The sequence below is a fragment of the Nocardia sp. NBC_00508 genome, from assembly GCF_036346875.1.
Taxonomy (GTDB): Bacteria; Actinomycetota; Actinomycetes; order Mycobacteriales; family Mycobacteriaceae; genus Nocardia.
The window spans coordinates 3,331,871-3,344,712 of record NZ_CP107852.1; the positions used below are offsets into that span (position 1 = coordinate 3,331,871).

At 67.3% G+C, this 12,842-nt stretch carries 12 protein-coding genes; 8 read left to right on the top strand and 4 right to left on the bottom strand.

Annotated elements, in window-relative coordinates:
• Nucleotides 1-66: 66 nt before the first annotated feature.
• Nucleotides 67-1,050 (top strand): o-succinylbenzoate synthase, encoded by a 984-nt coding sequence (locus tag OHA40_RS14860; protein WP_330233632.1) that lies wholly within the window; start codon nucleotides 67-69, stop codon nucleotides 1,048-1,050.
• A gap of 99 nt (nucleotides 1,051-1,149) precedes the next feature.
• Here OHA40_RS14860 and OHA40_RS14865 read toward each other — a convergent pair whose 3' ends face one another.
• A complete protein-coding gene (locus OHA40_RS14865) occupies nucleotides 1,150-1,662 on the bottom strand; it encodes a TIGR04338 family metallohydrolase (protein ID WP_330233633.1) in 513 nt (170 codons plus the stop codon).
• A gap of 322 nt (nucleotides 1,663-1,984) precedes the next feature.
• On the bottom strand, nucleotides 1,985-2,839 hold the full coding sequence (locus OHA40_RS14870; RefSeq protein WP_330233634.1) for a DUF2786 domain-containing protein: 855 nt from the start codon (nucleotides 2,837-2,839) through the stop codon (nucleotides 1,985-1,987).
• Between the two features lie 120 nt (nucleotides 2,840-2,959).
• Here OHA40_RS14870 and OHA40_RS14875 point away from each other — a divergent pair, with 120 nt between their 5' ends.
• The 6 genes from OHA40_RS14875 (at nucleotide 2,960) to OHA40_RS14900 (ending at nucleotide 10,258) form a co-directional block, all read left to right on the top strand.
• Nucleotides 2,960-4,261 carry an ABC transporter substrate-binding protein gene (locus OHA40_RS14875; RefSeq protein ID WP_330233635.1) on the top strand — a complete coding sequence of 434 codons (1,302 nt, stop codon included), beginning with the start codon at nucleotides 2,960-2,962 and terminating at the stop codon, nucleotides 4,259-4,261.
• Between the two features lie 114 nt (nucleotides 4,262-4,375).
• Complete coding sequence (locus tag OHA40_RS14880; protein WP_330234181.1) at nucleotides 4,376-5,335, top strand: carbohydrate ABC transporter permease; 960 nt, start codon at nucleotides 4,376-4,378, stop codon at nucleotides 5,333-5,335.
• Between the two features lie 34 nt (nucleotides 5,336-5,369).
• Nucleotides 5,370-6,269 (top strand): carbohydrate ABC transporter permease, encoded by a 900-nt coding sequence (locus OHA40_RS14885; RefSeq protein WP_330233636.1) that lies wholly within the window; start codon nucleotides 5,370-5,372, stop codon nucleotides 6,267-6,269.
• A gap of 569 nt (nucleotides 6,270-6,838) precedes the next feature.
• A complete protein-coding gene (locus tag OHA40_RS14890; protein WP_330233637.1) occupies nucleotides 6,839-9,115 on the top strand; it encodes a transglycosylase domain-containing protein in 2,277 nt (758 codons plus the stop codon).
• Nucleotides 9,116-9,364: 249 nt separating this feature from the next.
• Entirely contained in the window at nucleotides 9,365-9,823 is a 459-nt protein-coding gene (locus OHA40_RS14895) for a GyrI-like domain-containing protein (RefSeq protein WP_330233638.1), read from the top strand.
• Between the two features lie 9 nt (nucleotides 9,824-9,832).
• On the top strand, nucleotides 9,833-10,258 hold the full coding sequence (locus OHA40_RS14900) for a GyrI-like domain-containing protein (protein WP_330233639.1): 426 nt from the start codon (nucleotides 9,833-9,835) through the stop codon (nucleotides 10,256-10,258).
• 268 nt (nucleotides 10,259-10,526) lie between these two features.
• Here the strand turns inward: OHA40_RS14900 and OHA40_RS14905 are convergent, their stop codons facing one another.
• On the bottom strand, nucleotides 10,527-11,627 hold the full coding sequence (locus OHA40_RS14905; RefSeq protein ID WP_330233640.1) for an inositol-3-phosphate synthase: 1,101 nt from the start codon (nucleotides 11,625-11,627) through the stop codon (nucleotides 10,527-10,529).
• Nucleotides 11,620-12,177 (bottom strand): PadR family transcriptional regulator, encoded by a 558-nt coding sequence (locus OHA40_RS14910; RefSeq protein WP_330234182.1) that lies wholly within the window; start codon nucleotides 12,175-12,177, stop codon nucleotides 11,620-11,622. The genes OHA40_RS14905 and OHA40_RS14910 overlap by 8 nt, the downstream gene beginning before the upstream one ends.
• Before the next feature lie 194 nt (nucleotides 12,178-12,371).
• On the opposite strand from OHA40_RS14910, the gene OHA40_RS14915 reads away from it, so the two are divergent.
• Entirely contained in the window at nucleotides 12,372-12,791 is a 420-nt protein-coding gene (locus tag OHA40_RS14915) for a DUF5318 domain-containing protein (protein WP_169811140.1), read from the top strand.
• Nucleotides 12,792-12,842: the final 51 nt, after the last annotated feature.

The following is a 12,842-nucleotide window of genomic DNA, read 5'->3' on the forward strand; positions in this document are numbered from 1 at the left end:
GCCTGCGGTACCCGTCGGGGGGCGCATACGCCATTCCAACGGAGCGGACGAATAAGCTGGTCCGCGATGACCGATTTCGCAGCGCAGAGCGTCGTCTACGCCATTCCGATGCGTACCCGGTTCCGTGGCATCACGGTCCGGGAGGGGATGCTGATCCACGGACCGCTCGGGTGGGGCGAGTTCTGTCCGTTCCCGGAGTACGACGACAAGGAGGCCGCCGCATGGCTGGCCACCGCCGTGGAGCAGGTCACCGCGGGCTGGCCCGAGCCGGTACGGGACCGGATCCCGATCAATTGCACGGTCCCCGCCGTCGATCCGGAGGAGGCGCACGCGATCGTCGCCCGGTCCGGCTGCCGCACTGCCAAAGTGAAGATCGCCGACCATCCCGAATCGCTCGCGGAGGATCTGGCCAGGGTGGAGGCGGTGCGCGACGCGCTCGGCCGCAATGGTGCGATCCGGGTCGACGCCAACGCGGTCTGGGATGTGGACACCGCCGTGCGCCATATCGACCGGATCGACAAGGCCGCAGGCGGCCTGGAGTACGTCGAACAGCCGTGCCGGACCATCGAGGAACTCGCAGCGGTGCGCCGCCGCGTCGACGTCCGCATCGCCGCCGACGAATCCATCCGCCGCGCCGAGGACCCGTTGCGGGTGGCGGTCGCCGGGGCCGCCGATATCGCCGTGCTCAAGTGCACGCCACTCGGCGGCGTGCGCCGCGCCCTTCAAGTGGCCGAGGCCGCGGGCCTGCCCTGCGTGGTCTCTTCCGCGTTGGAGACCAGCGTCGGCCTCGCCGCCCAGCTGGCGCTGGCGGGCGCGCTCCCGGAACTCGACTTCGCCTGTGGCCTCGGCACTTTGAGTCTGCTCACCGGCGACGTGACACCGGGCTCGCTGCGGCCGACCGACGGCTACCTCCCGGTACTCCGCACCCCACCCCAACCGGATCCCGACCTGCTGGAACGCCACCGTCACCCCGATGCCGACCGCACCGCCTGGTGGCAGGAGCGATTCGCCCGCGTCTCGGCCCTGGTTCCGCGGAGCCCGGCCACGTAGCTCCGGGCACCGGTTCCGCCCCTGCGCCACCGGAACGGACGCGCGACGTCGCAGGCGCGGCCTCGCCTGATACGACAGCGCGGCATGCACCTCTGCGGGTCATCCGAGTCGTACACCGCAGCCGAGCATGGTGGTCCGAAGGAGCAACGCCGCCTCGGGGCCGACGACGCCGTCGACCAGTTCCACATATCGGTCGCAGAATTCCGGCCCGTGCGCGGCGACGGACGCGGGGGCCGCGTCCAGATGATGCGCCAGTTCGTGCAGGATCACCAGTTCGCGCAGCGCCCAAGCGCTACCGCCGGCATGCAGCGGGACCGCGAGGACGGCCTCGACGGCCTCGTAATGCGCGGCGGTCACCCCGGCGCGGGCACGAACCCGCACCACCACGGCGGCCCGTTCCCACCGCGCCCGAACCCAATTGAGGGCCAGCACCTTGTCCGCGTACCTCTGCACGGACTCCACCGAGGCGAAGCGGCGTTCGATCGGCAAGGTGAGATGCGAGCCGTATAGCTCGACGGTACGTACGCCATACTCATCGGCTCGATCGAATGCTCCGCGCACCAACTGTTCGGCGTCGTACACCTTGGCTCGCTGGTTGTCCCGCACGGTCATCGACGCTGCTCCGCGGTAGTTTGCGGCGATGAACCGCCAGCGCCGATGGTAGACAGCGAGCCGTCGGCGTCGACCGTTAGCTCACTCCACGCGGAGTGGTCCGGTGGGCAGTCGGTCCGGCACCCAACGGCCGTATCGACAGGATGCCGCGCGCCGTCGGCACGGCAGTGTCGGGCGTGCGGGAATCGATCGATCTCGCCGAACCTGCCTGGACGTACGGCCTCCGGATCGTCATAGCGGGAAACCGGCGGACGCAAAACCAGCACGTCGGCCACCCGCCCACGACCATGTCTGCCTGTCCTCTGGGCACGTCCAGCGACACTCACGCCGATCCGCCCGAGTCGGGCGGGGCCAACTGACCACGGGCAGCGGGAAGTTCCGGTGCCGTGCCGATCCGCGCGGCCCGGCCCGCGCGATCGCCGGCCGCCCGCGCCGCCGCCGAATGCCCCGTCGACTCCTGCGGCCCCCGCCACGCGCCGCGCGCCTCTGATGTCCGCGAGTAGAAGTCTGTGAGCTCGATCTCTTTATTGCGCAGAGCCAAGGCGGTACCGGTCCCACCGGCGTCCTCGGGCAACACCTCCGCTTCGACTTCCGCCTTCACCTCCGCCAGCCGCCGTCTGATCCGCGCCGCGAACGCCATCTGGAAGTTCAGCCGTGCCGTCACGCCGGCCACCGGCACCTGCACCCGGCGCCGGGTCTGGCGTCCCCAGCGCTTCTCCACGACGACCTTCTCCACGGTGGCCGAACGGTAGGCCCCCGACTTGATGTACTGGTCGGACGCGCGCACCATCTGCACCAGCAGGCTGGCGTACAGCGCCGCACAAGTGTCGATGTCGGAGTCGAAGCCGTAGGCATAGACCTGCGTCGACGTCCGGGCTACATCGCAGCGCACGTCGTTGGCCGAGGCGATCGCGACGAACAATTGGACGTAGGTGCGCAGGCCACGCTTACCCGGCTCACCGATCGGAATGATCCGCTGCACCGGCGTCGGCCTGCGCTCGCGTCCCGCGATGTGCGCCCGGGCCACCGTGAGGTCGATGGAGGACTTCGTGGCCAGCCGCTGGGCCGCGGCGAGGAACGCTTCGGCCTCGTGTTCGTTGTCGGTGGATTCGGCCTTGCGCAGCAGTCCACCGATGCGGGTGAGCATCCGATCGGGAACCGCGTTCGGCGATGTCATCACCCCAAGCCTAATGAGGACTTCCCGCCACTCTCCCGCGTACCGGATCGACACCATGTATCTTGCCTTGTGCACCGGCAGGGTGTGTTGCCGCTCACGAACGATCCTGGAGTGTTTGCGATGGCTGTTAAGAAGGTGTCGGCCCTACGTTTGTCGCTCGTGCCGCGGGCCGCGGTGGCGGCCGCGTCGGTCGCGCTGCTGACCGCGACGTTCACCAGCGCCTGTTCCAGCGACAGCGGCGGCAGCCCGACCAGCCAGAACCTCACCGGACGCGGCCCGATCACCTATGTCGAGGGCAAGGACACCACCGAGACCGGCGCGGTCAAGCAGTTGATCGAGCGCTGGAACGCCGCCCACCCCGACGAACAGGTGACGTTCAAGGAGCAGTCGAACGACGCCTCGCAGCAGTACGACGACTTGGTCGAGCACATGCGCTCCAAACAGTCCAACTACGACGTGGTCGCCTTGGACGTGCCGTGGACCGCGGAGTTCGCCGCCAAGGGCTGGATCCAGCCGCTGAATGACTCCTTCACCATCGACACCACCGCGCTGCTCTCCCCGCCGGTCGCCAGCGCCACGTACAACAACACCCTCTACGCCGCGCCCCGCAACACCAACGGCGGCCTGCTGTTCTACCGCAAGGACTTGGTGCCCAACCCGCCCAAGACCTGGAACGAGATGCTGGCCCAGTGCCAGATCGCACGCGAGCAGAACATCGGCTGCTACGCGGGCCAGTTCGCGCCCTACGAAGGCTTGACCGTGAACGCGGCCGAGGTCATCAACGCCTACGGCGGCAGCTTCGTCGGCTCCGACGGCAAAACCCCCACGGTGAACAGCCCACAGTCGCGCGCCGGACTGAAAGTCATGGTCGACGCGTACAACAACGGCGAGATCCCGAAGGAAGCCATCACCTTCAAGGAGCCGGAGTCCAGCAATGCCTTCGCGCAAGGCAAGCTGCTGTTCCTGCGGTCCTGGCCGTCCACCTTCGGTGACGTCGGCGGCGAGGCCTCCGCGGTGAAGGACAAGTTCGCGGTAGCTCCGCTGCCGGGCGAGAACGGCGTCGGCGCCTCCACCCTCGGCGGCTACAACGCGGCGATCAGCGCGTTCTCCAAGAACAAGGCCACCGCGCTGGACTTCCTGCGCTTCCTGATCAGCGAGGACGCCCAGCACATCGTCGCCTCCGGCGCGCTGCCCTCGGTGCGCGCGTCGATGTACGACGACCCGGCGCTGATCGCGAAGATGCCGTACCTGCCCGCGCTGAAGGACTCCATCGCCAGCGCGGTGCCGCGCCCGGTGACTCCGTTCTATCCCGCGGTGTCCAAGGCCATCCAGGACAACGCCTATGCTGCGTTGAACGGAACCAAGTCCGTCGATGACGCGATCACCGGTATGCAGAAGGGCATCGAGACCGCCGGATCGTAAGCGCTGAGTGCAACGGACCCGACGAACCCGCAGGAGAGAGAAACGGTGTCGGATCCTTCGGGAACGGCGACTATCGCGCCGAAAGACGACGATTTCGTTCCGGCCAAGCGCGGCATCGCCACGACCATAGCGTTGGAACTGCGACGTTCCGGGAAAGCCTGGCTGTTCGTCACGCCGGTGCTGCTCGCGCTCGCGGTCATCATCGGGTATCCGGTGGTCCGGGCACTGTGGATGTCCTTCCAGAAGGACTCCGGGCTCGACCCGGCGACCGGCATGTTCGTCGAAGGCGGCAATGCCGGGTTCTCGAACTACACGCATTGGCTGTTGCAGCAGTGTCAGGTCGCGACCGGCGAGATGGTGTCCTGCCCGACCGGCAACCTGGGCTCGCAATTCTGGCTGGCCATCGGGGTCACGCTGTTCTTCACGGTCGTGACGGTCACGCTCGAGCTCACGCTCGGCCTCGGCATGGCCATGGTGATGGGCAAGACCTTCCGCGGCAGGGCGCTGCTGCGCGCGGCCGTGCTGATTCCGTGGGCCATCCCGACCGCCGTCACGGCACGGTTGTGGGAGTTCATGTTCCAGTACGACGGCGTGGTGAACCGGGTCCTCGGCACGCACATCCTGTGGACCTCCGACGCGTGGCCCGCGCGGTTCGCGGTGATCGCGGCCGACGTCTGGAAGACCACGCCGTTCATGGCGCTGTTGCTGCTCGCCGGTCTGCAGGTGATCCCGGCCGACGTGTACGAGGCGGCACGGGTCGACGGCGCGTCGGCCTGGCAGCGGTTCACCCAGATCACGCTCCCGCTGCTGAAGCCGGCCCTGCTGGTCGCGGTGTTGTTCCGCACCATGGACGCGTTGCGCATGTACGACCTGCCCGCGATCATGACGCTGGGCAACCCGTCCACCCGCACGGTGTCGATCCTGGTGGTCGAGCAGGTTCGCCAAGGACCCAACAGCGCGGCCGCGTTGTCCACGCTCACCTTCCTTTTGATCTTCGCGGTGGCGTTCGTGCTGGTGAAGGTGCTGGGCGCGAATGCCGTTCGCACCCAGGAAGAGCAGCGGAGGGCCGGATGAGACAGGTGTCCCGCCAGACACGGGAGGCGCACTGATGTCCGTGCAGACGACGAAGAAGCCCGCCGCTCAGCCGGAAGGGCCCGCCGCTCAGCCGGTTCCGTGGACGAAGCGGCTCGGGTCGGTCCGGTTGTACCTCGGTGCCCTGATCGTGCTGGTCTGGGGGCTCGCACCGTTCTACTGGATGGCGGTCACCGCGTTCCGCGATCCCGACTACACCTTCGACAACACGCCCTGGCCGACCCACGTCACGTTGGAGAACTTCCGCAACGCGTTCGACACCAGCCGCGGCAACGACTTCGGCAAGGCACTGGTGAACAGTGTCGTCATCGGCGCGGCCACCACGGTGGTCGCGCTGGTGATCGGCGTGTTCGCCGCGTACGCGCTGGCCCGGCTCACCTTCCGAGGCAAGTACGTGGTGTCCGGACTGATCCTGAGCGCCTCGATGTTCCCCGTGGTCGTGCTGGTGACCCCACTGTTCCAGCTGTTCACCAACCTCGGCTGGATCGGCGAGTACCAGGCGATGATCATCCCGAACATCTCTTTCGTGCTGCCGATGACGGTCTACATCCTCGCGTCCTTCTTCGCCGAACTGCCCTGGGAACTCGAGGAAGCGGCGCGGATCGACGGCGCGACCAAGATGCAGGCCTTCCGTCTGGTCATGCTGCCGCTCGCCGCGCCCGCCGTGTTCACCACCGCGATCCTCGCGTTCATCGCGGCGGTCAACGAATACCTGCTGGCCCGTTTGCTTTCCAGCGACAAGACCGAACCCGTCACGGTCGCGATCGCCCGCTTCTCCGGCAACAACCCCTTGGTGCAACCGTACGCGGCGATCATGGCCGCGGGCACCATCGTCACCATCCCGCTGGTCATCATGGTGCTGCTCTTCCAGCGCCGCATCATCTCCGGCCTCACCGCAGGCGGCGTGAAGAGCTGAGTTTTTGGCCGCGCGGGCGCGGCGGGTTCGCGGCCCCCTTGTGGCTCGCGTCCGAGCGACCGCCGCTGGCGACTTCGTCGCGGACGCGGCGGCCGCTCGGACGCGAGCCGGGCCGCGAACGGTAGATGCTCGGTCTCGCTTCGCTCGAAAAGGGGGGTAGTGCCGAGTGCGGCGTGGGTCGGCAACCGCGGCATCAAAGGTGTGCCGCACTTCGTCGCTAGCGGCTGGGCGCCTGCTTTGCTGACTTCGTCGCGGACGCGGCAGTCACTCGCGCGCGAGCCGGGCCGCGAACAGGCAATGCTCGGTCTCGCTTCGCTCGAAACCCGTGGTAGCGCCGATGTGGTTGCCGCACGTGGTAATCGCGGCAACCAAGAGTTCGCCGATCCTCTGACAGCTCGACGGGCGTCGGCGGTCGCGCGGACGCGAGGCTGTTGCACTCGCCATATCTCGCGCACGAGTCAGCTCTGGAAGCGGAAGACGCCGTAAAGCGACACGGTAAACTCGGTTCTTCAATACTCTTTTCCGATCGTGTTCGTGCAGGTGGGGTTCGTCCGACACTCCGGGAGGAGATGATCGTGAGCTCGTTCCGCAAACCGCCAGGGCGCACGCGCGGCGCCAAGAGGAACCCCCGGCGCGCGCTGTATTCCTCGTTCGGGGGCCGCGGCCAGCGGACGCGAGCGCTGAAGCCGAACGCGCGGAAGGGACGCGAGCGAAACGCGGCGCACCGGAAACAGGGACATCCCGCTCCACCTCCGGCGCCCGATCCCAATCGGCGGCCGCCCAGTCGGGCCGAACGCGTCCGTCGCCTGCTGCTCGCCCTGTTCATCCTGTTCGGCGTGGTGCCCGCGCTGCTGTCCGTCCTGGCCTACTGGAGCGCCGAGATACCGGACCCGACCGCGATGCAGGGCAACCGGATCGCCACCGTCCTCGCGTCCGACGGCCGCACCGTGATCGCGAAGGTCGTTCCGCCGGAGGGCAATCGGACACCGATCCCGTTATCGGAGGTGCCGCGGCCGGTGCGCGACGCGGTGCTTTCCGCGGAGGACCGCAACTTCTTCACCAATCCCGGCTACTCGACCTCCGGCTTTCTCCGCGCCGTCCGTGACAACCTGCTCGGGCGCGACAACGCGGGCGGTGGGTCCACGATCACCCAGCAGTATGTGAAGAACGCGTTCCTCGGCTCCGAGCGCACGGTCACGCGCAAGCTGCGCGAGCTGGTCATCGCGGCGAAGATGGCCCGGCAGTGGAGCAAGGACGATATCCTCGCCGCCTATCTCAACACCATCTATTACGGCCGCGGGTCCTACGGGATCGCGGCGGCGGCCGGGGCATACTTCGACAAGCAGGTGAACCAGCTGACCCTTGCCGAAGGTGCCGTGCTGGCCGCGCTGATCAGGACGCCGTCGATCCTGGACCCGGAAACCCATCTCGCGGACCTGAAGGCGCGCTGGCGCTACGTGCTCGACGGCATGGTGGAGATGGGGGTGCTGGCGCCGGGTGATCGCGACGCGACGATGTTTCCGTCGATCATCCCGATCTCCGAGGTCCCCGACGACAACGTGACCCGCGGTCCGGAGGGTTTGATCCGCAACCAGGTGGTGCGGGAGCTGCGCGCCTCCGGCATCAGCGAACGCGAATTGAACACCGGCGCACTACAGATCACCACCACCATCGACGCCAAGACACAGCAGGCGGTGCTCGGCGCGGTGCGTGATCGGCTCGGTGCCCAGCCACCGGAACTGCGCGCGGCGGTGGTGTCGATCGATCCGCGCTCCGGCGCGGTGCGCGCCTACTTCGGTGGGCACGACGGCATCGGCTTCGACTTCGCTCAGGCGCCGTTGCAGACCGGGTCGGCGTTCAAGGTCTTCGCGGTGATCGCCGCACAGCAGCAGAGCATTCCGCTGTCGCGTGTACTGGACAGCTCTCCGGTGACCGACAACCGGACCCGGATCACCAACGTGGACGGCGAGTCGTGTGGCAAGTGCACCATGGCCGAGGCGTTGAAGCGCTCGCTGAACACCAGCTTCTACCGGTTGACCATGTCGATGTTCGACGGTCCTCAGGCCATCGCCGACGCGGCGCACGCGGCGGGCATCCCCGAAGAGATGCCCGGCGTCGCAGGCAAGACGCTGACCGAGGACGGCGGAAAGCCGCTCAACGGCATCGTTCTCGGCCAGTATCTGGTTCGGCCCATCGACATGGCCTCGGCCTACGCCACCATCGGGGCGGCGGGCGCCTACCACCAGCCGTACTTCGTGCAGCGGGTGGTGGCCGGTGACGGGCGGGTGCTGCTCGATCGCGGCGGCGATCCGGACCAGCGGGTCGGCAAGCAAATGCCGGCGGGGCAGCAGCGCGTCTCACAGACGATCGCGCAGCGCACCGTCCAGGCGATGACTCCGATCGCGGCCTACTCCAATGGGCACGCGCTGCAGGACAACCGGCCTTCGGCCGCCAAAACCGGTACCACCCAACTCGGCGAGACCGACGCGAACAAGGACGCGTGGATGATCGGGTTCACTCCTTCGCTGTCCACGGCGGTATGGATCGGCACCGAGCGGTCGCAGCCGATTCGCACCGCCCGCGGCGCCGACATCTATGGCTCCGGCCTGCCCGCCGACATCTGGAAACAGGTCATGGACGACGCACTCGACGGCACCCCGGTCGAGCCATTCCCCGGTACCTCGGGACAGCCGAACCAGAGCAAGCCCCCCGGCGGCGCCTACGACATCCTGAATCCACCGCAGCAGTCGCCCGAGCGCGAACCCGCCGTCGTCATCCCGCCAACCACACAGCCGCCCAGGGAGGTCGAGATTTTTCCGGGACTGAGCATTCCGGTTCCGGGATAGCGATGATGCTGTGACCTTCCGTGGCCCGGTGGAACGGATGACATGGCAGCATCGTTTGCCAGAGTGAGAGCGAACAGCGAGTGCGTCGGAACGGGCCGACGCCGGAACCGCGCAAACGATGCGGAAGGATAAGCGCTCGAGCGACGACAGCGCGGCGAGCGGTGGGCCCGGAGGCGGTAGCCTGCGTCACCACGGAGGGCACCGGGAGCGACGCCAATTGGAGACAGACGAGACATAGGGGCTACGCCGGTGGATTTCAATGTCGTTGACCAACCCGAGACGCTGGTGGCGGGAACGGTGCTTCGCAGCCCCGCGCTCGCGGTCGAGGGACCGCGCCGCGCGAAAGTCGAAGAGGCGTGGAAACGCAACCTGGCTCGCAAGCTGCCCGGCCCGCCGACCACGGCATACGTCGACCATGCGCCGGAGATCAATTCGTACCTGACCCATATCGTCGGCTACCGCTGTCACAGCCTGGCCGATCTGCTGCCCGGTGACGTGCTCGCCCGGGTGCCCGCCGGACGGTTCGCCCGGTTCATCGCCAGCGGCGACAACCTCGGCGACACCATTGTGAGCATTTGGCGCGCGGTGTGGGACGCGGAGGCCGCAGGGCGCCTCGTGCGCGCCTATACCGGCGACTGGGAGCACTATCCCGATGCCCGCACGGCGGAAGTCTTCGTGGCATTGGCGGACGATCAGGTCAACGAGTAGGAACAGACAGTGGATTTCGAGATCGTCACATTGGAGCAGAGCATGGTCGCGGGCCTCACCGTGCCACTCGCCGGTCGCGAGGTGACCGCGCGCGACCTCGACCTGGTCAACTTCACCTGGGACCGGTATCTGGCGCGGGAGAAGAGCGTGCCAAGGGTGGCCGCCTACATCGGCCAGAACGACCATGCCGTCGCGGTGCTCGGCTACGAACTCGCCGCGCTCGACAACTTGGACCCGGGCGACGTGCTCACCATCATCCCGCAGGGCCGCTACGCCAAGTTCGTCGTGGCAGACAAGCCCTACGACCTGCTACGCACCGCATGGGCCCAGGTCGCGAAGGCGGAGAACGCGGGAACCATCACCCGCTCCCACACCGCCGAGGTCGAGCGCTACACCGGCCCGGCCTCCGTGGAGGTCTACGTCTCGCTGGACTAGCTGTGTCGATTTGCAGCGCCTGCGGCGCTGCGTGTTCGCGGCTCTGTCTAATTTGCAGCGCCTGCGGCGCTGCGTGTTCGCGGCCCCCTTATGGCTCGCGTCCGAGCGACCGCCGCTGGCGACTTCGTCGCGGACGCGGCGGCCGCTCGGACGCGAGCCGGGCCACGAACGGGCAATGCTCGGTCTCGCTTCGCTCGAAACCGACCGAGCGCCGACGACTCACCTTTCCGGGTGACTCATGCGATCCGATGCACGGCCCGGCTGCACGTCACTCCGCGCCGATGATGAATGCCTCGAGCTGGGTGCGTGCGATGTCGTCGGCGAGTTGCTTGGGCGGGGACTTCATCAGGTAGGCCGAGGCCGGGATGACCGGTCCGCCGATGCCGCGGTCCTTGGCGATCTTCGCCGCGCGCACCGCGTCGATGATGATGCCCGCCGAGTTCGGCGAGTCCCACACCTCGAGCTTGTACTCCAGGTTCAGCGGCACGTCGCCGAAGGCGCGGCCCTCCAGGCGAACGTAGGCCCACTTGCGGTCGTCGAGCCAGCCGACGTGGTCGGACGGGCCGATGTGCACGTCGTTGGCGCCGAGCTCCTTCTTCAGGTTGCTGGTGACGGCCTGGGTCTTGGAGATCTTCTTGGACTCCAGGCGCTCGCGCTCGAGCATGTTCTTGAAGTCCATGTTGCCGCCGACGTTGAGCTGCATGGTGCGGTCGAGCTGCACACCGCGATCCTCGAACAGCTTGGCCATCACGCGGTGTGTGATGGTCGCGCCGACCTGGCTCTTGATGTCGTCACCGACGATCGGCACACCGGCTTTGGTGAACTTCTCCGCCCACACCGGGTCGGAGGCGATGAACACCGGCAGGGCGTTCACGAACGCGACACCCGCGTCGATGGCGCACTGCGCGTAGAACTTGTCGGCTTCCTCCGAGCCCACCGGCAGGTAGGACACCAGCACGTCGACCTTGTTGTCCTTCAGCACGCGCACCACGTCGACCGGCTCGGCCTCGGACAACTCGATGGTCTCCGCGTAGTACTTGCCGATGCCGTCCAGGGTGGGGCCGCGCTGCACGACGACGTCGCTCGGTGGCACGTCGGAGATCTTGATCGTGTTGTTCTCGCTGGCGAAGATCGCCTCGGCCAGATCGAAGCCGACCTTCTTCGCGTCCACGTCGAACGCGGCGACGAACTTGACGTCGCGGACGTGGTATTGCCCGAACTTCACGTGCATCAGCCCGGGAACGGTCGAGGACTCGTCCGCGTCCTTGTAGTACTGCACGCCCTGGACCAGCGATGAGGCGCAGTTGCCCACACCTACGATGGCGACGCGAACTTCTGTGGCATTGTCAGCCTTTTTGACGTCACTCATGGCCGATATTTCCCTCTTTCTGTGGTGCCGCCTTCGTCGATTGCTCCGCCGCAATCAACTCGTTGAGCCAGCGCACTTCGCGCTCGCTTGATTCGAGCCCGAGTTGATGGAGTTGCCGGGTATAGCGATCCAAGGACCCGCTGGCCCTCTTGATCGCCTCCCGGAGCCCCTCTCGGCGCTCCTCGACCTGACGCCGCCTGCCCTCCAGGATCCGCATCCGCGCCTCCGCGGGAGTGCGGCTGAAGAAGGCGAGGTGAACGCCGAAGCCGTCGTCGGTGTAGTTCTGCGGTCCGGTGTCGGCGAGCAGTTCGTTGAACCGCTCCCGCCCGGCCGGGGTCAGTTGGTAAACCCGTCGCGCACGGCGTGTCGTCGCGCCCGCGGGGATCTCCTCGGCGATCAATCCGTCCGCCTGCATGCGGCGCAGCGTCGGATAGAGCGATCCGTAGGAGAAGGCACGAAACGCCCCGAGCAGGCCGGTCAGCCGCTTGCGCAGCTCGTAACCGTGCATGGGCGATTCGAGGAGCAGCCCGAGAATTGCCAGTTCGAGCACGGGCTTCACCCCCTGACTGTGGTCCAGACCTAACCGATGGATGCGACTTTCCACTATATCGGAGCGATATAACTGTGCACAGTCTCGAGCGATATGTGGGTTGGAGTGGTAGTCGGCGTCCGCGCACGGATCGCCGACCGGCCAATCCGCCCAGCCCGGGGCGGCCCGATGGCAACACCGCTACTCTGGTTCTCGTGCGAATTCAGCGGCAAGTGGTCGACTACGCCCTCCGGCGCCGGTCGCTGCTGGCTGACGTCTATGCGGGCCGTGTCGATGTCGCCGAGGTGTGTGATGCGAATCCTTATCTCTTGCGTGCGGCGAAGTTCCACGGCCGGGGGAGCGAGGTCACATGCCCCATCTGCCGGAAAGAACAGCTGACTCTCGTATCCTGGGTCTTCGGCGACGGCCTCGGACCCGTCGCCGGATCGGCTCGCACACCCGAGGAGCTCACGCGCCTCGCCGAGACCCGCGAGGAGTTCTCGGTTCATGTCGTCGAGGTATGCCGGACCTGCAGCTGGAATCATCTGGTGCAGTCGTATGTGCTCGGCTCCGCGCCGGCACCACCGCGCCGCCGCACCGGGACACGCGCGAACCGGCGCACCGCGGCCGAATGAAATGCCTGGTCATCTGCCCGTCGGGTGACTCGCGGAGCCAATCTGCGTTCG